We start from the raw sequence: 18,727 nt of genomic DNA, 5'->3' as shown, positions 1-18,727 counted from the left end.
ACGTAAGCACTGGAGGGAGCGAACGAAGTGAGCGACCGAAGCGCGCAGCGAGGCGCAGGAGTCCTCGCGGCTGGGGCTTTGGAGGAGTTCCCCGCGCAGGCACCAGAGTATAGCCGAGCGGCTGGGCTTTGGCGGTGTTCACCGCGTCAACGACGACCTCCGAGCGAACTGCTCCGCCGGGCACACACTCACGCCGCGATCGCCCACAGTCCGACGGCGACGAACACGGCCGCAGCGAGGAGCGGGAACGTGGCCCGCCACAGCCGCGAGAGCGCGAGCCCACGAACCGACCGGTCGGTGATCATGAGATCACCCGTGAGCCCGAGGCTCCCTCCCTCCTCACGCTCGACCCGTCCCGCGACGAGGTACGTCTCCCCGGGATCGATCCGGCGTTCGACGTAGCGACGAGCGCCGAAGAAGGGGATCGCCGCGATCCAGCCGGCGACGGGACCGAGCCCTTCGCGGGCGTCGACGAACTGGCGGATCCGGTCCGGAAGCGTTTCCTTCGCGCCGACGCCGACGACCGTCGACGCCGTGTCGAGCGCGAACCGCCGCGGCGACGGGCGGACGGCGAGACGCCCGTTCGACCCGTCCGGGCCCTCCAGCGCGAACGACCTCGTCGCGACCCCGTCGTCGAGGCGGGCGTCGAGCCACGGGATCCCGACCGCGAACGGCTGTCGTTCGGTCACCTCGAACTCGAATCCGAGGCAGTCGGATCCGGTGAACGGTGCCGAGACCGTCTCTCCCGCGGCGCGGGCGGTTCCGCGGACCGCCACGAACTCCCCGTCGTCGGCGTCCGTCACCGCCTCGGGTCGCCGAACCTCGGCTCGAAGGAGCCGCGGGAGCACCGCGAGCGGCCGGAGCCCGTACCACGCCATCGCGAGGCCGAGCCCGGCGAAGAGGGCCCCGAGGAGAGTTAGATACATCGGCTGGTGGCGGGGGAGTGCGGGAGCGTCGTAGCGGACGCGCGTGTGGATCGTCGATTCGTGGGTCGAGTCGTGGAGGGGATCACGTCGAGCGGTTCGGACGGGTCGGTGATAAACATCCACGACGCCGTGTCGGTTTTTCCCCCCGAAACTATTGCGTCCGGTTCCGTTGACGGACCATGGGACGCGTCAACGAGGCCGAGTTGGAGTGGACCGAGACCGATCGCGGCGAGGCACGGTTCAAGCGGAAACAGTTGGGCGAAGCGGCCGGCGGCGACGCACTCGGATGTAGCCTGTACGAGTTGCCCGCGGGTCACAAGTCGTGGCCGTTCCACTACCACACCGCGAACGAGGAGGCGATCTACGTCCTCGAGGGAACCGGATCGATCCGGCTGGCGACGGGGACCGACGATCCGGACGACGAGGTCCACGACCTCACGCCGGGTACGTACGTCGCGCTCCCGGCCGACGAGTCCGGGGGCCACCGGGTGATCAACGACTCCGAGGGGGTCCTCCGCTACCTCGCCGTCTCGACGATGGTCGAGCCGGACGTAACTGTCTATCCCGACTCGGAGACGTTCGGCGTGTTCGTGGGATCGCCGCCGGGCGGGCGGGAGGAACGCTCGCTGGAGGGGTACTACGACGCCGACGCGGACGTCGGCTACTGGGACGGAGAGTAGCGGAAGGTGGAACGCGACCTGGGGAGAGCGACGACCCGCGGAGAGTCACGACACGGGAACGCTCGACAGGAGTTATGTCGGTCGCGGCGGAACCTCCGGATATGCGTTACCTCATAGCCACCGACGGGTCCACGCTGGGTGACGAAGCGGTCCGGTACGCCGCGCGTCAGGCGGTCGCGTTCGACGCCACGCTCGTGATCGCGCACGTGCTGACGCCGGACTCCGAACTGATCGACGGCATGCTCGTCCTCCCGGGCGAGGAGGCGGCCGTCGAGGAGGGCGAGCGCGTCCTCGAGAACGCGCGGTCGGTCGCAGTCGACGTCGCCGACGGAGAAGGCGCCGAGATCGACGTCGAGACGCAGTTACTCACCGGCCGCCCGGCGGACGCGATCACGGAGTTCGCGGACGAGACCGCTGCCGACGCGATCTACGTCGGTCACCGCGGCCTCTCCGAGGAGCGCGAACAGGTCGTCGGCAGCGTCGCGAAGAGCGTCGTCGACAAGGCGGTCGTCCCGGTGACGGTCATACGATGACGGTCCTCCGATGACGGCCCTCCGGTGATCTCCGAAGGGCCGCCTCGAGTCTCCGAAACCGAAATCTACACCGACGCCACCGTGAGGACCGTCGATAGGCTTTAGTCCGTGGCGTCGGTAATGTACGGTATGGACAAGAACGTCGGCAGCACGGACAAGCTCGTCAGGACGCTCATCGGTGCTGTGCTGGGAACGGCCTCGCTCGCGACGGTCGCCGGAGCCGGACCGCTTCCGGCGATCGCGTCGCCGGTCCTCGGCGTCGTCTCGCTCGTCATGCTCGCCACCGCCGCGACCGGAACGTGCGGGTTGTACTCACTTCTCGGGATCGACACCTGTTCCGTTTCGCCCGGCGAGACGCGCTGATCGTCTCGCCCGCCGAACCGTTCACTCCCAGGCGTCGGGACCGAAATCCGGGTGGACCCGCCGGTCGTACCGCTCGATCCCGTCGATCCGTTCGAGTTCCTCGTCGGTTAGATCGAGGCCGCGGCTCGCCCAGTTGTCGGCGATGTGGTCCGCGCTCGTGGCCTTCGGGATCGCCGTTACGCCCCTCTCGCGGAGCCACGCCAGGCTGACCTGCGCCGCGCTCGCGCCGTGATCGGCGGCTATCTCCCCGATCACGTCGTCGTCGAACACCGCGCCGCGCGCGAGCGGTGAGTAGCCGACGATCTCGTATCCGTGCTCTTCAGCGTGCTCGCGAAGCTCCGTCTGTTTACAGAACGGGTGCGTCTCGACCTGGTTCGCGAACACCGGCGCGTCGAGGACGTCCATGGCCCGCTCGACGTGGTCGGGCTCGAAGTTCGAGACGCCGATCCGGTCTATCAGCCCGCGGTCGCGAAGCTCGTCGAACGCCGGGAGCGTCTCCTCGGGGTCGTACGCGCCGGCCGGCCAGTGGACGTACAGGAGATCGACGGCGTCGACGCCGAGCTTCTCGAGGCTCTCCTCGGTCGTCTCGATGACGTCCTCGTACGCGAGATTGGAGATCCACACCTTGGTGGCGAGGAAGACGTCCTCGCGGTCGACGTCGGCGGCGGCGATCCCCTCGCCGACGGCCGCCTCGTTGCCGTACGCCTGCGCGGTGTCGACGTGTCGGTACCCCGCCTCGAGGGCAGTCTCGACGCTGTCGGCGCACTGCTCGGGGTTCTCGTTCTCCCAGGTGCCGAGCCCGAGGACCGGCATCCCGTTCGTTCGAGTCACGCCGTCGGCCGACTGCTCCGAAGAAGGCATGGATCGAGGTGGGTGCCCGAGCGACTAATGGGTTCGGAAACCGGCTCGAAGTCCGCCTCGAACCGCGAGATCACGCCCCGATCTCGACCTCCTCGGGGACGAACGACTCGAGGTCCAGCCGCTCTATCGTGGCCGCCTCCGGGACGCCCGCCTCGGTCCAGCCGCGGATGTCGTAGTACTCCTCGAGCATCGTCTCGAACTCCGCCTCGGTGACCCGGTTGCCGTCGGCGGGACCGCCCGACTCCAGCGGCCGCGTCAGCCGTTCGGGGAGGCTGTCGTCGTCCCGTCCGAACCCCTCGCGCAGGTTGAACAGTCGAGTCATCGTCCACGCCCGCTCGCCGACCGTCTCGAGGTCGTCGACGGTCAGGTCGTAGCCGAACCGCTGGAGCCACTCGGCGACGCGCTCGTAGTCGTAGGCGGTGAAGTCGCACGCGACCATGCTGAACGAGAGCGCGCCCTCGTTCTGTTCGTCGACGACGGCCGCCGCGTGGCCCTCGGTGTCGAACGGGTCGCGCTCCCCGCCGAGCGCGTCCGACCCGATCGGGAAGGCGCGCTGGTGACACCCGCCGCGGTCGGAGGTCGCGTACGCGAGCGCCATGCTGAGCGAGGCGCGCGGGTCGTACGCCGGCAGCTCCATCCCCTTCACCTCGACCGCGGCCTCGCGGGCCTCGGGGGCGTCCGGGCAGAGGCGCTCGGCCGCGCCGACGGTCCCCTCCGCGAGCGCGTCGCCGATCCCCTCGCGGTGGGCGACCTGCTCGACCACCCGTGCGGCCGTCTCGGCGTCGCCGAACTCGATGTCGAAGTCGACGAGTCCCCGCTCGCTCGCCTCCATCAGCCACGAGATCACGTTCCCCAGCGTGATCGTGTCCATCCCGAGTCGATCGGCGCGATCCGCGAGCTCCGTCACGCCGGTCACGTCGGTCACGTCGGTGTTCGCGCCCATCATCCCGATCGTCTCGTACTCCGGGCCCCACGCGACGCTGGCGTCTGGGAACGCCCCGTCGACGTCCGTACCGGCGAAGTCGGTGACGTGCCCGCAGGCGACCGGACAGTTGTAACAGGAGTCGGGCCGCCGGTGGCCCGGCTCGAAGGCGTCGATGTTGAGCGTCTCGACGTCGTCTATCGTCCCCTCCGTCCAGTTGTGCGAGGGGAGCGCGCCGACCTCTTGGGTCCAGTCGACGATGAGCTGGGTGCCGCCCTCCCGCGCCCACTCGACCTCCGCGTCGTTGCCGAGCCGTCGCATGTGATCGATCCGGAGGTCCTGGAGCGCCCCGTCGTCCGGCTTCGTCCCGCTCGCGACCACCGCCTTGAGGTTCTTGCTGCCCATCACCGCGCCGACGCCGCCGCGGCCGGCGTGGTGTGAGGCCTCGTCGCTCGAGATCGTCGCGAACTTCACCTCGTTCTCGCCCGCCGGCCCGATCGCGGCGACCTTGGTGTCGCGGTCGGCGAACTCCCGGGCCGTCTCGCGAGCGTCGTGGCTCCCCCACAGGTGGTCGGCGTCCTCGATCGAGACCTCCCCGTCGTCGACGCGGAGCAGGACCGGCTCGTCGGCGCTACCCTCGAAGACGACGCCGAGGTAACTCGGCATCGCGAACCGGAACATCGAGGGGAAGTGCCCGCCGGAGTACGAGTCGACGAACGCGCCCGTCAGCGGCGACTTGGTCACCACGCCGTACCGCGAGGTGCCGGGCGCGTGTCCCGTGAGCGGACCGAACATGAAAAAGAGGGGATTCTCCGGGGAGAGCGGATCCGTTCCGGGCGGCAGCTCGTCGAGGAGCATCGCGGCCCCGAGCCCCTTCCCGGAGACGAACGCGTTCCGGTACGTCTCGGGGACCTCCTCGGTCTCGACGGTTCGTTCCGAGAGGTTCACCCGGAGCAGGTGACGCATCTCGCTCGGTACGCTGCCGGTCGTGGCCCCGTCCGTCGTGGTTGCCATTGACACGACATCAGCCCGATCGTACAAAAACGTGTGCGGCGAGGCGGTTCGGGCCGGTACCTCGTTGCGGTCCCGAAGGCCTCCGCTCGCGTTCCACGTGAAGACTCCGCTCACGGACCGTGTGAACCGTGTTCATGGGCGCTGAGCGCGATGAATCACAAAGCCCTTCTTCATCGCACCCGGTATCGTAAGCGAATGAGCGACTTCCCCGAGGCGATCGACGTCGACTACGCGGACGGCGAGGGCGAGGACCCGAGCGACTACCCGTCGCTCCAGCACAAGATCGAGAAGGCGATCGAGGTCACCCGGCGCGGCCTCGAGCAGTACGACAACCCCGCGGTCATGTGGACCGGCGGGAAGGACTCGACGCTCACGCTGTACTTCATCAACGAGGTGGCCGAGCAGTTCGGCTACGACAAGCCCACCGCGGTGTTCATCGACCACTTCCAGCACTTCGAGGAGATCACCGACTTCGTCGAGCACTGGGCCGACGAGTGGGATATCGACTTAGTGTACGCCCGAAACGACGACGTCGGGGCGTACGTCGATGAACACGGCCTCGAGCCGGGCGACGACGTTCCGGTCTCGGCGCTCTCAGAGCACAACCAACGCCACGTCCGGGAGATCCTCGAGTACGAGGAGGAGACGTTCCCGTTCCTGCTCGACACCTACGTCGGCAACCACCTGCTGAAGACGGTCGCGCTCAACGACGCCTTAGAGGAGTACGACATCGACGGCGTGATCTCGGGAGTCCGCTGGGACGAACAGGAGGCGCGCGCGGACGAGACGTTCTTCTCGCCGCGACACGACCCCGACATCTACCCGCCGCACGACCGGATCCAGCCCATCCTCCAGTTCGACGAGCGCGACGTGTGGGACGCGTTCTGGCAGGTCGTCGTCCCCGAGACGGTCGAGGGCTTCCCCGAGGAGGGGTACGTCCCGGAGTCCGCCGACGACCTCCCCGAGGGCGTCGAGCAGTCCGACGTGCCGATCTCGCCGAAGTACTTCGCCGGGTTCCGCTCGCTCGGCAGCGAGGTCAGCACGGAGAAGACCACCGAGGAGCCCGCCTGGCTCCAGGACCTCGAGAACACCACCGAGCGCGCCGGCCGCGCCCAGGACAAGGAGGACCTGATGGAGCGGCTCCGCGACCTCGGCTACATGTAGGACAGCCGGCGATCGATATCGCGCCGTCGGACGCACGACGCCGTCACAGGTCTCCGCCGTCCGTGCCGTCTCCGACGTGTTTTTCCACCGTGAGGGCGACTCTCGGGTATCATGGGCCTGTTCGATCGACTCCGCGGCGACGACGACCCGCGCGTCGTCTTCCTCGGCATCGACGGCGTACCGTACGACCTCGTCGCCGACCACCCCGACGTCTTCGAGAACCTCCACCGCATCGCCGACGAGGGAACCGGCGGCCGGATCTCCAGTATCGTTCCGCCCGAATCGAGCGCCTGCTGGCCGAGCCTCACCACCGGCGTCAACCCCGGAAAGACGGGCGTGTACGGCTTCCAGGACCGCGAGATCGGCTCCGATGAGACGTACGTTCCGATGGGCAAACACGTCCGGGCGACCCGGGTCTGGGACCGCGTGACCGCGGACGGCGGCGACGCGACCGTGCTCAACGTCCCCGTGACGTTCCCGCCGCAGGAGGACGTACAGCGGATGGTCTCGGGCTTCCTCTCGCCCTCCATCGAGCACGCCTCGAGCGACGCCGAGGTCCAGTCCGTCTTAGAGGACCACGACTACGTCATCGACGTCGACGCGAAGCTCGGCCACGACGAGGACAAGTCAGCGTTCCTCGAGAACGCCCACGACACGCTCGACGCCCGCTACGAGGTCTTCGACCACTACCTCTCCGCGGACGACTGGGACCTGTTTTTCGGCGTGTTCATGACGACCGACAGGATCAACCACTTCCTCTTCGGCGACTACGCGAACGACACCGACGACGCGGACGCGTTCCTCGAGTTCTACCGCTCGCTCGACGACTACGTCGGTCGGATCTACGACGACCTCCCCGAGGACGTCTCGCTCGTGATCGCCTCCGACCACGGGTTCACGGAGCTGGTCCACGAGGTGAACTGTAACGAGTGGCTCGCGCGGAACGGTTACTTGGATTACGACGGCGACGACCCCGACGAGCTCGCCGACATCTCTCCCGACACCGAGGTCTTCTCCTTCATTCCCGGTCGGTTCTTCGTCAACCTCGAAGGCCGGGAACCGGACGGTGCGGTGCCGGACGAGGAGTACGAGGCGGTCCGCGACCGGCTGATCGACGACTTGGAGTCGATGACCGGCCCCGACGGCTCGCCCGTCTGCGCGCAGATCCACAGGGGCGAGGACGTCTTCGACGGCCCGGCCGACGACATCGCGCCCGACGTGGTCGTCGTTCCCGAGGACGGCTTCGACCTGAAGTCCGGGTTCGGGCGCAAGGAGTCGGTGTTCAGTCAGGGGCCGCGAAACGGGATGCATAAGTTCTCGAACGCGTGCCTGTTCACCGACGACGACCGGGTCGCGATCGACGACGTGGACCTCTTCGATCTGACGCCGACGCTGCTCGAGATGCTCGAGGTCGACGCGGAGTCGGCCGACTTCGACGGGCGGAGCCTGCTCCGCTCGTAGACTCTCGAGACGTTCGGAACGCCTCGCCGACCGGGAGTCACCGGAGGTCGTCGAGCAGGTCGCGAACCCGTCGCTCTCCCTCCGCCGGGTCGTACCCCTCCATTCGGAGGTGTGCGAGCGGGGCGACGTACGGGTTTCGCTCCCAGTGTGCCCACACTTCCGTGGTTCCATCGGACGCGGGAAACAGCCGCACGTGGAGCTGGTGGTCGCCGGTCAGCCCGTCCGGCCGCCGGACGAAGCTGCCCACCTCGTGGACGCGATCGCCGTCGCGGTCGTACGCGTGAAAGTACGCGCGCACGAGCTCCGAGAAGCCGGCGCGGGGCAGTCGTCGTCGCGCCACCGCGGGCGGAACCGGAAGCGTTCCGACGTACTCGTCGGCGGGCGGCGGGAGGACCCGGACGTGGTTCGGAACGTCGTCGGGGAGCCGTGCGAGGAGCCGCCCCGCGGCGAGTCTGACGCGCCAGAAGCCGACGGCACGCCCCGCCAGAAACGCGACGACGGGAACGACGGCCGCCACGAACGCGAGCAGGGGTCGGCGTCGCGGGCGCATCGGACTCAGTTGTATCCGCGCCAGCGGCGGCCGCACTCCTTGCATTTAAAGAACCGAGTCGGCGGCTCGTCGGCCGCGCCGGTCTGTTTGATGGTGTACCACGCCTCGTCGTGGCCGCACGCCTCACAGACGACGTCGGTGGCGGTGGGTTTCCCCTCGAAGTTCGCCCCCTCCTCCGTCTCGATCAGCTCCTCGCCGGTCTGTTCGGTCGTCGACTCGAACCGTTCGGCGAGCTCCTCGTCGCGCTCGGTCGTCGCCCCGCAGTCGTCGTTTCGACACACCATCACGCCGTCCCGCGAGACCATCATCGAGCCGCAGTCGTCACAGAACTGCATTTCCTCGCGATACGCCCCCGACGGCCTTATGCTCCCCGTTGGTCGCCCGGCTTCCCGCGTCACTCGTCGAGCCGTCCGTGCCGATCGAAGCGAGGACCGTCGTCGGTCACCATCGGGCAGTCGCGGACCCGGAACTCCTCGAAGCCGAGCGCCTCGAGTATCGAGGCGTCCTCGTGGGTACAGGCGGTCTCAGGCGGGTCCGCGAAGTACGGACAGCGGTGACAGTACGTCCGCTTGTCGACGACGCGGTCGGTCGCTTCGCGCGGGGCCGCGGCCGACGCTCCGTCGGTTCCGTCGAGGTCGCTCACGTCCTCGTCCAGCGCCTCCCAGACGCCGTCGACGTCGACCTCGTCGACCTCCATCCGGTCGAAGAGGTCGGCGTCGTCCGCCGGGGACGCCCCCTCGCCTTCGAGCGCCGAGAAGGGGTCCGCGCCGACCCCGTCCGCCTCGTCGGGCCGAGTAAAGGGGTCCGTCTCGTGCTCGTCGTCGATCTCCTCGAAGGGATCGGCGTCCGTCCGATCGGTCGAGTCGTCCGTTCGATCGCCGGGACCGTCGCTCATCGTTCGCCCCGGTCACGTTCGTTGCCCTCCGGATCCTCGCGGATCCCCTCTCCCTCACGGCGGATCCCCTCCCCGTCACGACCATCTTCCTTTCCATCCCGGCGAGTCTCCTCTCCATCCCGTTCTCCCTCGTCGGCGTTCGAGGCGACGTCGCCCTCGAGCGCCGGCCTGTCGTCGACGGTCAGCGTCGACCGCCGGAAGAACCGATCCGCCGGGTCGAGGTCGTCGAACCGGGCCTCACAGTAGGGGCATTCGGGCTCCGAGAGCAGCGAGAGTCGGACCCCGTTCCCGCACTCGGCGCAATCGGCCTTTTTGACCCCGTGGCGGTTCGCCGTCCGGCGGATCGAATCAAGCCGCTCGCGGTCGGCGCGCTCGCGTCGAACCGTCCGGAGTTCCCGCTGTGCCCTGACGACCGCGCTCGCGACCCGCGAGAGCTTCTCCGAGCGGTCCTCGCCCGCCGCCGCGAGGTCCTCGAGACGGTCTTCGGCCGTGGAGAGGCGTTCCTCGGTAGTCGAGAGCCGGTCCTCCGCGTCCGCGACTCGATCGTCGGTATCCGAGATCCGGCCTTCGGCGCTCGCGACGCGGTCGTCGATCGCCCCGACGTTCGTCTCGAGGTCCGTCACCGTCGCGTCGACCCGATCGAGGGCCTCCTCGACCGACTCGACCCGCGTCTCCACGCCGTCGAGCCGCTCGGCGGCGGCCGTCACGTCGGCCGCGACCGTCTCCAGCCGGTCGGCCGTTTCGGGGTGTTCGTGGTCCGTCCCGGCCTTCCCTTCCAGATCACGGTAGAGTCGGACGAACCGCTCCCGGAGGTCCTCGACGTCCTCGTCGACGGCCGAGTCGAGTGACTCGAGGTCCGATCGCAGCGATCCGACGGATTCCTCCAGTCGATCGGTCGTCTCCCGGAGGTCGGCGAGCGCCGTGCGGACCTCCTCGACCTCCTCGGCGGTCGTCACGCCGCGGCCGTCGACCTCGGTGTCCTCGGCGTCCTCGGCGTCGACTTCGGGATCTCCGATGTCGACTTCCGAACTCCCGTCGGTGGCGCTCTCGATCGCGTCCTCGACGGCCCCCCCTCCGTCGGAGTCACTCATCGCGATACCCCTGCATCTACGCCACGTTCGGCGGCGAGACTTAAGTAACCTGTCGCGTGGTTCTCCGGATCGATACTCGCCGCTCACCGGATCTTCCGGACGTCGCTGATGTCGAACCCGCCGTCGTGGACCTCCGTCTCGAACCGGACGATGTTCTCCTCCTCGAGCCGCGAGAGGACGCCGCGGAACTCCCGGACGAACATGGTCCGGGCGCGTTTCGACCCGCCGCTCTCCCAGGTGAACTGGAGGGTCCCGCCCGCGGCGTCCATCAGCGTCCCGAACTCGCGGTCGGTGAGCGCGTCCTCGTTGACCAACACCAGTATCAGCCCCTGCCACCCGGTGGCGGCCTTCTTCAGTCCCTTCATCACCATCGCGACGTCGCTCCACTCCATGTCGTCGGAGGCGGCGGAGACGAGGTCGGTCACGGAGTCGATACAGACCACGTTGCCGGCGGCGTGTTCGGTCAGGTAATCGCCGAAGGCGGTGAGCACGTCGTCGTAGCGCCCGTGATCGCTCAGGTCCGCGATCGTCGTCGTCTCGCCCTCGTACCACTCCCGCGGGATCGGGCTGAGTTGGAAGAACTCCGGCGAGAGGTCGCGGAACTCGATCCCCTCGGCGGCGGCGTCGACGACCTCCTCGGCCAGCGTGTACCCCATCTCCCTCGTCAGCGCCGCCTCGCCGGCGGTAAACGAGAGGTAGTGGACCTCCGGCGGTATCGTCGCGTCGCCGGGGAGGTCGCCGTAGTAGAGGTCGAACAGCTCCTCGTCGGTCCGCCCGAGGGCGTTCATCGCCGCGCTCGTGTAGAGGAACTCCCGAGCGCCGGCCCCCGACTCGCCGGCGAGCAGCACCACGCTTCCGGGCGGCGCGCCGCCTTCCAGGATCGAATCCAGTCGGGCGACGCCGAACGGGACACTCGACATACCTCGGTACCGGTCGCGGGCCCGCTTAGTGTTGTCCCTCGTGGCGGCCGCGACCGGAGCCGTCCGGATCGCCGGCCGCGCCATCCGGACCGTCCGCGTCGCCCGCTCCCGCCCGAACTCGCGCCCCCTCGTTCTCGGCTCGGACGACGGCGACGCTTCCGCCGACGCCCGCCGCCTCGAGCGCGCGTTCGCCGGCCTCCCTCGCCGCGTCGACGCGGTCCGCGTCGGTGACCCCGTAGACCGCGGGTCCCCAGGAGGACTGCCCGGCCCCGAAGACCGCCGGCGACGCCGACAGCGACGCCACCACGTCGCCGACGGGCGGGCGGTAGACGCCGCCCTGCTCGTCGGCGTACCACGCGCCGTTGAGCCGCCCGACGGACGCGACGGCCGCGCCGAACGCCTCCGCGCGCCCCCTCGCGATAGCGGGCAGCACCCGACGGGTGACGATCCCGGCGATCCGGTCGGCGAGTCCCGGCTCCGCTCGCTCGACCGCCGTCCGCATCGAGGCGTCCTCGCTCTCCCCGTTCCGGCCCGGCTCCGCGTCCGGTCGGACGAGCAGGAACCGCCAGTCCTCGGGAACCGCGTGGCGCGCGGCGACCGGCGGGACGGTCCACTCCCCGTCGGCCGGCCGGTCCGTCGTGAACCGTGCGGTCGGGTGTCCGGCGTCGAGGACGAACCCGCCCGACTCGAAGGCCGCGACGCCGATCCCCGAGCGACCGCCCCGGCCCAGCGCCGGGGCGCGCTCGCGGATCGCGGGATCCCGACCGTGCGCCCGCGAGATCGCCGCGAGCGTCGTCGCGGCCAGTTGCGTGCCGCTTCCCAGCCCCGCGTGTCGCGGGAGCGACGACCGCACCGTGACCGCCGCTCCCGGAACGTCGAGGAGGCTCGCGGCGGTCGCGGCGTACTCGCGGACGTCGGCGCGAACGTCGTCTCGGACGCCGTCGCGGGTCTCCACGCTGCTCGCCGTCGCGCCGACTCCGTCGCCGAGCGCGCCCTCCTCGACCGTCACCGTCACCGACTCCGCAGGAACCGCCTCGACGGTCACTCGCGGCTCCGCGAGCGCCAGCCCGAGCGCGCCGTACAGGCGCTCGTGTGAGAGACTGAGGTTACAGAAGCCGAAGTGGAGCCGCGCCCCGGCGCTCGCGAGTGCCATCGTCGTCCCCGCTTCGATCCGGACGTATAAAAGGAACCGAGACGGGGGCGAAAACCGCCTTCTCGATCACGAATCGACCGTGCGGTGGCGCGTGCCCCCGAGCGCCCGACGGGGCGCGAGGGGACCGCGCGAGGGAGGTCGAGGTGACCCGCCAGCGGTTTCGGCGGGTCGCCGAGACCGAGGCTGGGGAGGCGTGAGGCGCGGTTGTGGTTGCGGCGAGCGTTCACCGCGGCGAGCGTTCACCGCGGCGAGTGCTTCACTCCTCCCAGTCCGGGTTCGGTCGCGGCGGCGCGAACACGTCGAACCCCTCGACAGGAACGTCGCCCTCGTTGACCGCCGCGTGCGGCTCTCCGCCGGGGATCGCGAACGTGTCGCCGGCGTGGACCGTCCGCTCCTCGCCGTCGACGACGAAGGTGAGCGCGCCGGCCGTGACCGTCCCCACCTGCTCGTGCGGGTGGTCGTGTTCGGGGACCTCCGCGCCCGGTTCGATGTAGAAGCGCTGGATGCTCGCCTCCTCGCCCGCGGCCCCCTGCGTGAGGTGAACGCCCGGGACCGCCTCCGTCGACTCGACCTCGTCGGATGACGCGATGTCCATACGACCCACCGCGACGCGGCGTCACTTAAACACGCGGGGCGGAGGGGCGAACGAGAGGAGCGGATGAGACGGGGGTTCCCGCCGGATCGCTCGGGGACGTTCACGGGAACGGGTGGTACTCCCGGTCGATCGCCGGCTCGAATCCCATCGACCGGGGGACTTCGCGGGCACGCTCGCCGAAGAACGGGTCGCCGGTGAAGAGCGGCTGCGCGCCGGGAACGAGGACGCGGACCGCCTCGAAGCCGAGCACCGCCACGTCGCGGGGGGTCGTGCGCGCGACGACGGGGTCGAGCCCGACCGATCGTACGCGGTCGACGACCGCCTCGAGTTCGTCGACGCCGCCGTCACCGCTTCCGGAGTCGGATTCGCCGTCCGCCCCGCTCCCGAGGTCGGGCTCGTCCAGGGTCGCAGCCGGAACAGTCGCATCGGGGTCGAAGAACTCCCGGGTCGCGTCCGGGAAGTCGGCGTGGCGGCCGATCGCGGCCCCCTGCTCGCCGGCGGTCTCCCGTCCCATCGATCGGAGCTCCGTCCAGTTCTGAAGCGCCTCCGCGACCGCGTTCCGAGTCGCGGCGACCGGGTCGAGGTTCGCGCCGGACCCGGCGGCGAAGCGCGGCCACTCGCCGTCGCGGTGGACGGCGGCGGCGACGACGGGGACGTCGACGTCGGTCGTGACGAGCAGCGTCGACACCGAGAGCGACTCCGCGCGGGCGCGCTTCTCGAGCCGATCGACGACCGGGTCGTCGACCTCGAGTCCGAGCGGCTCCGTCGTCGAGTACCAGGTCGTCATCGTGGCGTCCCGTTCGATCGTCTCGTACAGCCCCGACAGCGCCGCCTCCGCACCGGTGTTGCCGAGGCCGAGCCCGGTCGTGATCGCGGGGCGGTACCGGCGTTCCGGCGGCGGGAAGTGAACGAACTCCGCGGGGAGGCTGACGAGGGTCTCGGAGCCCGGCGACGGATCGCCGTTCCCCGGCGTCGACCTCGTCGACCCGATCAACCGCTCTCCCTTCGTCCACGCGAGCTCGTCCCCCGACGAGTACGCCTCGGCGTCGTCGGGGCGGACGAACGCGTCCGGCGTCACCGGATTCGGAACGTCGGCCTCGGTCGCGGTCGCGAACGACGCCGCCCGGTAGACGCCCGCGGCGTAGCGCTCGAGCCCCTCGCCGAGCGCCTTCATGAACGCGGCGTCCCAGTCGTCGTCGGCCCCGGCGGCGAACTCCGCGGCGCGGACGTCCGAAAAGGACGTGGTGTCCGCGACGTGCGAGACGTAGTATGGAACCGGGAACGACTCGCGTTCGCCCACTTCGCCGATCGGTCCGATCCGGGGATCGACCCCCCGCTCCGCGCGCTCTAACGCCGCCGACACCGACCGGGTCTCGCCGCCGAGCGGGAGCGCCGCGCCGGGTTCGGAGCCGCAGCCACAGCCGGGGACCGGGAGCAGGGACCGGGTCGGCCCGGGGACCTCCCGGACCGTGTCGCCGACCGGCTCACCTGCGAGCAGCCGGATCGCCGTCCGGCCGGCGACGGCGCCGGCGTACCGCACCGCGGAGCGCGTCCCCTGCGGCGCGTCCGTCGCCTCCGGGCCGCCGCTTTCGACCCGCTTCCTGAGGCAGTCGTAACACACGTCCTCGAGGACCGTCACCGCGGCGTCGACGTCAGCGAGCGGGGTCCCGCCGACTCCGCCCACCTCGACGGCGATCCAGCGGTCGAGCAGGTCGTTCGCGGCGTCGAACGCCGCCGACCCGGTCGTGTCGACGACGACGGCGAGGTCGAACCCGTCGAGCAGCGACGGCTCGACCGACATCACGTTCACGTCGACGTCGGCGAGCGCGGCCTCGACCGCCTCGACCGCGGGGCCGTCGCCGACCAGTCCGATGTCCATGTGCGGTCGACGGGAAGGAAGGAAAAAAAGCCCGCGGGGACGGGGATGACGGGAGAACGGCGAAGGGGCGAGGACGTGATCGCGGCGGGGAAGACAGTGACGACTACGCGAGCAGTTCGGCGGCCACGGCGGCGAACTCCTCGGCGTCGACGCCGACCAGCCGGTCGTCGCCGAGCTTGAGTCGGAGTCGCGGTCGGCCGACGTCGATCGGGACCTTCTCGGTGTCGATGACGCCGACGTCCTCGAGCCGCGTTTTCGTCCGGGAGAACGTCGCCTTCGAGGCGATCCCCACGTCCTCGCCCCACTTCGAGATGTCGTACAACAGGACGTCGTTGCGCGCGGCGACGAGGAGCGAGACGGTCACCTCGTCGAGCCCGACGTCGTTCCCGCTCGCGCTCTCCAGGGACGCGAGCACGTCGTCGAAGTCGTCGCGAACGTCCTCACCGATGTCCGCCGCCATCGTCTCGCGAACGCGGCTGATCGACGGCGTGCGGAGCGCGTACTCCTCGGCGTCCTCGAACGCGGCGCGGTGCGTCTCGAACACCTCGGAGACGAACGTCTCGTCCGTCGTCGAGAGGGCGGCGACGCGGTCGCCGGCGCTCACGAGCGCGACGACCTTCGACTCGGAGACGAAGAGCGCGTTCTCGACGTCCTCGGGGAGAACGCGGAGCGTCAACGCTCCGGATTCGAGGAGGTCCGCGGCCTTCGACGCGACGAGGAAGTCGTCCATGACGTCCTTCAGGACGCGCTCGTGGGCGAGCATCGACATCTCCGGGAGGTCGTCTCGATCGACGGCCGCGTCCACGAGCGAGACGATCGTCGACGCCGGCGGGTCGATCACGAACAGTTCCTCGTCCGAACCCGCGAACGCCGCGTCGAGGACGTCTTCCACGTCCGATTCCAATAAATTCGACACCATCTATCTCCTCGTATACAATCCGGATATCTATTTAATATTAACGGGATTTAGAGAGCGAACAACGCGTCCTGGGGGCTTCTACCCGATGAAATCGACTGATCCGGTGATATGGACGATCCTGGCGCTCCCGATCGCGGACGAACAGGCTTAATGTGTCGTCGGACGCGACGAGGAGTATGGACAACGAGAACCTCCGGGCGGTCGACCCGGCGGTGGCGGACGCGCTGGACGGCGAGCGAACGAGACAGGAGGAGACCCTCGCGATGATCGCGAGCGAGAACCACGTCAGTGAGGCCGTCCTGGAGGCGCAGGGGAGCGTCCTCACGAACAAGTACGCCGAGGGGTACCCCGGCGCGCGCTACTACGCCGGCTGTGAGTACGCCGACGAGGTCGAGGAGCTCGCGATCGAGCGGGCGACGGAGCTGTGGGGGGCCGACCACGTCAACGTCCAGCCCCACTCGGGGACGCAGGCGAACCAGGCGGTGTACTACTCGGTGCTCGAGCCGGGCGACAAGATCCTCTCGCTCGATCTGAACCACGGCGGGCACCTCTCGCACGGCCACCCGGCGAACTTCACCGGCCAGATCTACGAGGTCGAGCAGTACGAGGTCGACCCCGAGACCGGCTACATCGACTACGAGGACCTGCGCGAGACCGCGGAGGCGTTCGATCCCGACATCGTCGTCTCCGGCTACTCCGCGTACCCGCGGACGGTCGACTGGGAGGCGATCCAGGCCGCGGCCGACGCCGTCGACGCCTACCACCTCGCCGACATCGCGCACATCACCGGGCTCGTCGCCGCCGGCGTCCACCCCTCGCCGGTCGGGATCGCCGACTTCGTCACCGGCTCGACCCACAAGACGATCCGCGCCGGCCGCGGCGGGATCGTGATGTGCGACGAGGAGTTCGCCGACGACGTCGACAAGGCCGTCTTCCCCGGCGGGCAGGGCGGGCCGCTGATGCACAATGTCGCCGGGAAGGCCGTCGGGTTCAAGGAGGCGCTCGAGCCCGAGTTCGAGGAGTACGCGCAAGCCGTCATCGACAACGCCGAGACCCTCGCGGAGACGCTTCAGGGCCACGGGCTCTCCTTGGTCTCCGGCGGCACCGACAACCACCTCGTGTTGGTCGACCTCCGCGAGTCGCACCCCGATCTCTCGGGCGGCGACGCAGAGGACGCGCTCGCGGCCGCGAACATCGTGCTCAACGGGAACACGGTGCCCGACGAGACGCGCTCGCCCTTCGACCCCTCCGGGATCCGCGCCGGCACCGCCGGCCTCACGACCCGCGGATTCGACGCCGACGCGATGGAGGAGGTCGGCGACCTGATCTACCGCGTGATCGACGACGCCGACAGCGAGGACGTGATCTACGAGGTCGGCGAGCGCGTCGTCGAGCTCTGTCGGGAGTACCCGCTGTACGAGTGAGCCGCCGGTCGGACGGGGGAGCGGCGGTTTCGCCCGGCCGACGCGGATCCGTACGTACAAAGTAGGGTCGGTTCCGACGGGGTCGTATGGACGACCAGTCGTTTCTGGCCCGGCGTCTCGATCGCGCGGCCGCGCCGCTTGCGGTCGGCGACGTCCTCGTGTTGCTGGCGCTTCTGACCGTCGGAACGCTCAGTCACAGGTCGGCCGAATTCCTCGCGAACGAGCCGACCTACCTGCTCGGCGTGTGGGCTCCCTTCCTGATCGGGTGGGTCCTCCTCGCGCCGCTCGTCGGCGCGTACTCCGCCGGCGCGGCGGAGACGGCGAAGTCGTCGGTCCCGCTCGTCGTGCGCTCGTGGGTTCCCGCGGCCGCCGTCGGGTTCGTGCTGCGCGAGTTCGTCTTCCGCGGCGGGGTCGCGCCCACCTTCGTCGCGGTCATCCTCGTGACCGGTGCGATCGCGCTCGGCGGGTGGCGAGCGATCTACTTCCGGCTTCGGTAGCCCAATTTCCGCTTCTCGGCCTCGTTTCTCTTCCCGCCTCCGTTTCCGCTTCTCGGCCTCGTTCCTCCTTCTCGTCCTCGCTCCCTCCACTCCGTTCGCTCCGGAAACCGCCTCTCGAAAACCCCGCTCTCATCACCCCGACGACCGTCGGTTTGATGACGAGCCGAACGAACCCTTCGAGCACGCGTCCCATGCGAGTGTTCAGGTCGCCGGAGAGCCGCCGACGGGCCGTCCTCGTGGCGGCCGTCACGGTGATCGCCTTCGTCGGGCTCTACGCGTTCGTCCGCGAGTACGCCCCGTTCCTCACCGACGGAGCCGAGTTCCGGACGTTCATCGCGGGATACGGGCCGCTCGCACCTCTCGTCTTCGTCGCCGTTCAGGCCGCACAGGTGGTCGTGGCACCGATCCCCGGGCAGGTGATCGGCTTCGCGGGAGGGTACCTGTTCGGCCCGGTCCTCGGGCTCGTCTACAGCCTCCTCGGGGTCACGATCGGGAGCTCGATCGCGTTCTGGTTGTCCCGTCGATACGGTCGGCCGTTCGTCGAGGCCGTCGTTCGGACGGAGACGATGGACCGCTTCGATACGTTCGCGTTCGAGGCCGGGCTGCCGAGCATGTTCGTCGCGTTCCTCGTTCCCGGGATACCCGACGACGTCCTCTGTTTCACCGGCGGATTGACGGAGATCGACCTCCGGAAGCTGGTCGTCGTCATGGTCGTCGGCCGAACGCCCGCGTACGTCGTCGTCACCCTGTCCGGGTCGAGCCTCGCGAAGGGCGAGGTTCGGATCTCGCTCGTCCTGTTGACGGTGCTTTTCGGGTCCACCGTGGTCGGATACCTCTTTCGTGACCGGATCTTGACCGCCCTGGAACGCACCGGATGAAC

The 18,727-nt window shown here is 69.5% G+C and carries 20 protein-coding genes; 8 read left to right on the top strand and 12 right to left on the bottom strand.

Annotated elements, in window-relative coordinates; translation table 11 throughout:
• Window positions 1–188: 188 nt before the first annotated feature.
• On the bottom strand, window positions 189–1,049 hold the full coding sequence (locus FN829_RS03800; RefSeq protein ID WP_142985674.1) for an OB-fold nucleic acid binding domain-containing protein: 861 nt from the start codon (window positions 1,047–1,049) through the stop codon (window positions 189–191).
• 56 nt (window positions 1,050–1,105) lie between these two features.
• Between FN829_RS03800 and FN829_RS03795 the strand changes: the two genes are divergently transcribed.
• From FN829_RS03795 to FN829_RS03785, 3 genes are all read left to right on the top strand, one after another.
• A complete protein-coding gene (locus FN829_RS03795) occupies window positions 1,106–1,606 on the top strand; it encodes a cupin domain-containing protein (RefSeq protein WP_142985673.1) in 501 nt (166 codons plus the stop codon).
• A gap of 101 nt (window positions 1,607–1,707) precedes the next feature.
• Window positions 1,708–2,139 (top strand): universal stress protein, encoded by a 432-nt coding sequence (locus FN829_RS03790; protein ID WP_142985672.1) that lies wholly within the window; start codon window positions 1,708–1,710, stop codon window positions 2,137–2,139.
• A gap of 129 nt (window positions 2,140–2,268) precedes the next feature.
• Complete coding sequence (locus FN829_RS03785) at window positions 2,269–2,502, top strand: YgaP family membrane protein (RefSeq protein ID WP_142985671.1); 234 nt, start codon at window positions 2,269–2,271, stop codon at window positions 2,500–2,502.
• Between the two features lie 21 nt (window positions 2,503–2,523).
• Here the strand turns inward: FN829_RS03785 and FN829_RS03780 are convergent, their stop codons facing one another.
• A complete protein-coding gene (locus FN829_RS03780; RefSeq protein WP_142985780.1) occupies window positions 2,524–3,315 on the bottom strand; it encodes an aldo/keto reductase in 792 nt (263 codons plus the stop codon).
• Window positions 3,316–3,433: 118 nt separating this feature from the next.
• Window positions 3,434–5,299, bottom strand: a complete 1,866-nt coding sequence (locus FN829_RS03775; RefSeq protein WP_142985670.1) for an aldehyde ferredoxin oxidoreductase family protein — start codon at window positions 5,297–5,299, stop codon at window positions 3,434–3,436.
• Between the two features lie 195 nt (window positions 5,300–5,494).
• On the opposite strand from FN829_RS03775, the gene FN829_RS03770 reads away from it, so the two are divergent.
• Together FN829_RS03770 and FN829_RS03765 are read left to right on the top strand one after the other, a co-directional pair.
• Window positions 5,495–6,463 (top strand): phosphoadenosine phosphosulfate reductase family protein, encoded by a 969-nt coding sequence (locus tag FN829_RS03770; protein WP_142985669.1) that lies wholly within the window; start codon window positions 5,495–5,497, stop codon window positions 6,461–6,463.
• A 111-nt stretch (window positions 6,464–6,574) separates the two neighbouring features.
• Window positions 6,575–7,924 carry an alkaline phosphatase family protein gene (locus FN829_RS03765; RefSeq protein WP_142985668.1) on the top strand — a complete coding sequence of 450 codons (1,350 nt, stop codon included), beginning with the start codon at window positions 6,575–6,577 and terminating at the stop codon, window positions 7,922–7,924.
• 37 nt (window positions 7,925–7,961) lie between these two features.
• Here FN829_RS03765 and FN829_RS03760 read toward each other — a convergent pair whose 3' ends face one another.
• The 9 genes from FN829_RS03760 to tbsP form a co-directional block, all read right to left on the bottom strand.
• On the bottom strand, window positions 7,962–8,474 hold the full coding sequence (locus FN829_RS03760) for a hypothetical protein (RefSeq protein ID WP_142985667.1): 513 nt from the start codon (window positions 8,472–8,474) through the stop codon (window positions 7,962–7,964).
• Window positions 8,475–8,479: 5 nt separating this feature from the next.
• Window positions 8,480–8,809, bottom strand: coding sequence for a transcription factor S (locus FN829_RS03755; protein ID WP_142985666.1), 330 nt, complete (start codon window positions 8,807–8,809; stop codon window positions 8,480–8,482).
• Between the two features lie 59 nt (window positions 8,810–8,868).
• Window positions 8,869–9,369 carry a hypothetical protein gene (locus FN829_RS03750; protein WP_142985665.1) on the bottom strand — a complete coding sequence of 167 codons (501 nt, stop codon included), beginning with the start codon at window positions 9,367–9,369 and terminating at the stop codon, window positions 8,869–8,871.
• The gene (locus FN829_RS03745; RefSeq protein ID WP_142985664.1) at window positions 9,366–10,460 is read right to left on the bottom strand and encodes a hypothetical protein; all 1,095 of its coding nucleotides are present in this window, start codon (window positions 10,458–10,460) and stop codon (window positions 9,366–9,368) included. The genes FN829_RS03750 and FN829_RS03745 overlap by 4 nt, the downstream gene beginning before the upstream one ends.
• 83 nt (window positions 10,461–10,543) lie before the next feature.
• Window positions 10,544–11,380 carry an RAD55 family ATPase gene (locus FN829_RS03740; RefSeq protein WP_142985663.1) on the bottom strand — a complete coding sequence of 279 codons (837 nt, stop codon included), beginning with the start codon at window positions 11,378–11,380 and terminating at the stop codon, window positions 10,544–10,546.
• A gap of 25 nt (window positions 11,381–11,405) precedes the next feature.
• On the bottom strand, window positions 11,406–12,533 hold the full coding sequence (locus tag FN829_RS03735; RefSeq protein ID WP_142985662.1) for a beta-ribofuranosylaminobenzene 5'-phosphate synthase family protein: 1,128 nt from the start codon (window positions 12,531–12,533) through the stop codon (window positions 11,406–11,408).
• A gap of 256 nt (window positions 12,534–12,789) precedes the next feature.
• The gene (locus FN829_RS03730) at window positions 12,790–13,128 is read right to left on the bottom strand and encodes a cupin domain-containing protein (protein ID WP_142985661.1); all 339 of its coding nucleotides are present in this window, start codon (window positions 13,126–13,128) and stop codon (window positions 12,790–12,792) included.
• Window positions 13,129–13,228: 100 nt separating this feature from the next.
• A complete protein-coding gene (locus FN829_RS03725; protein WP_142985660.1) occupies window positions 13,229–15,007 on the bottom strand; it encodes a YcaO-like family protein in 1,779 nt (592 codons plus the stop codon).
• Between the two features lie 103 nt (window positions 15,008–15,110).
• Window positions 15,111–15,926, bottom strand: coding sequence for a transcriptional regulator TbsP (tbsP, locus tag FN829_RS03720; protein ID WP_142985659.1), 816 nt, complete (start codon window positions 15,924–15,926; stop codon window positions 15,111–15,113).
• A 176-nt stretch (window positions 15,927–16,102) separates the two neighbouring features.
• Between tbsP and glyA the strand changes: the two genes are divergently transcribed.
• The 3 genes from glyA to FN829_RS03705 all read left to right on the top strand — a co-directional run bounded on the left by glyA (window position 16,103) and on the right by FN829_RS03705 (window position 18,725).
• A complete protein-coding gene (gene glyA / locus FN829_RS03715; RefSeq protein WP_142985658.1) occupies window positions 16,103–17,350 on the top strand; it encodes a serine hydroxymethyltransferase in 1,248 nt (415 codons plus the stop codon).
• A gap of 86 nt (window positions 17,351–17,436) precedes the next feature.
• Window positions 17,437–17,847, top strand: a complete 411-nt coding sequence (locus FN829_RS03710) for a DUF3054 domain-containing protein (RefSeq protein ID WP_142985657.1) — start codon at window positions 17,437–17,439, stop codon at window positions 17,845–17,847.
• A 191-nt stretch (window positions 17,848–18,038) separates the two neighbouring features.
• Window positions 18,039–18,725 carry a TVP38/TMEM64 family protein gene (locus FN829_RS03705; RefSeq protein WP_185955670.1) on the top strand — a complete coding sequence of 229 codons (687 nt, stop codon included), beginning with the start codon at window positions 18,039–18,041 and terminating at the stop codon, window positions 18,723–18,725.
• Window positions 18,726–18,727 lie beyond the last annotated feature (2 nt).

Origin of the sequence: Halorubrum cibi (assembly GCF_900182635.1) — an archaeon.
Classification (GTDB): domain Archaea; phylum Halobacteriota; class Halobacteria; order Halobacteriales; family Haloferacaceae; genus Halorubrum; species Halorubrum cibi.
The sequence above is the reverse complement of the archived record's forward strand: the minus strand, read 5'-3'. Positions and strand labels throughout refer to the sequence as shown.

What these genes read in the sequence shown, in the direction of transcription:
- FN829_RS03745 (WP_142985664.1), bottom strand. Translation starts at nt 10,460, where the DNA reads ATGAGTGACTCCGACGGAGGGGGGGCCGTCGAGGACGCGATCGAGAGC.
- FN829_RS03790 (WP_142985672.1), top strand. Translation starts at nt 1,708, where the DNA reads ATGCGTTACCTCATAGCCACCGACGGGTCCACGCTGGGTGACGAAGCG.
- glyA (WP_142985658.1), top strand. Translation starts at nt 16,103, where the DNA reads ATGGACAACGAGAACCTCCGGGCGGTCGACCCGGCGGTGGCGGACGCG.
- tbsP (WP_142985659.1), bottom strand. Translation starts at nt 15,926, where the DNA reads ATGGTGTCGAATTTATTGGAATCGGACGTGGAAGACGTCCTCGACGCG.
- FN829_RS03710 (WP_142985657.1), top strand. Translation starts at nt 17,437, where the DNA reads ATGGACGACCAGTCGTTTCTGGCCCGGCGTCTCGATCGCGCGGCCGCG.
- FN829_RS03750 (WP_142985665.1), bottom strand. Translation starts at nt 9,369, where the DNA reads ATGAGCGACGGTCCCGGCGATCGAACGGACGACTCGACCGATCGGACG.
- FN829_RS03740 (WP_142985663.1), bottom strand. Translation starts at nt 11,380, where the DNA reads ATGTCGAGTGTCCCGTTCGGCGTCGCCCGACTGGATTCGATCCTGGAA.
- FN829_RS03705 (WP_185955670.1), top strand. Translation starts at nt 18,039, where the DNA reads ATGCGAGTGTTCAGGTCGCCGGAGAGCCGCCGACGGGCCGTCCTCGTG.
- FN829_RS03770 (WP_142985669.1), top strand. Translation starts at nt 5,495, where the DNA reads ATGAGCGACTTCCCCGAGGCGATCGACGTCGACTACGCGGACGGCGAG.
- FN829_RS03780 (WP_142985780.1), bottom strand. Translation starts at nt 3,315, where the DNA reads ATGCCGGTCCTCGGGCTCGGCACCTGGGAGAACGAGAACCCCGAGCAG.
- FN829_RS03785 (WP_142985671.1), top strand. Translation starts at nt 2,269, where the DNA reads ATGGACAAGAACGTCGGCAGCACGGACAAGCTCGTCAGGACGCTCATC.
- FN829_RS03735 (WP_142985662.1), bottom strand. Translation starts at nt 12,533, where the DNA reads ATGGCACTCGCGAGCGCCGGGGCGCGGCTCCACTTCGGCTTCTGTAAC.
- FN829_RS03725 (WP_142985660.1), bottom strand. Translation starts at nt 15,007, where the DNA reads ATGGACATCGGACTGGTCGGCGACGGCCCCGCGGTCGAGGCGGTCGAG.
- FN829_RS03795 (WP_142985673.1), top strand. Translation starts at nt 1,106, where the DNA reads ATGGGACGCGTCAACGAGGCCGAGTTGGAGTGGACCGAGACCGATCGC.
- FN829_RS03755 (WP_142985666.1), bottom strand. Translation starts at nt 8,809, where the DNA reads ATGCAGTTCTGTGACGACTGCGGCTCGATGATGGTCTCGCGGGACGGC.
- FN829_RS03730 (WP_142985661.1), bottom strand. Translation starts at nt 13,128, where the DNA reads ATGGACATCGCGTCATCCGACGAGGTCGAGTCGACGGAGGCGGTCCCG.
- FN829_RS03760 (WP_142985667.1), bottom strand. Translation starts at nt 8,474, where the DNA reads ATGCGCCCGCGACGCCGACCCCTGCTCGCGTTCGTGGCGGCCGTCGTT.
- FN829_RS03775 (WP_142985670.1), bottom strand. Translation starts at nt 5,299, where the DNA reads ATGGCAACCACGACGGACGGGGCCACGACCGGCAGCGTACCGAGCGAG.
- FN829_RS03765 (WP_142985668.1), top strand. Translation starts at nt 6,575, where the DNA reads ATGGGCCTGTTCGATCGACTCCGCGGCGACGACGACCCGCGCGTCGTC.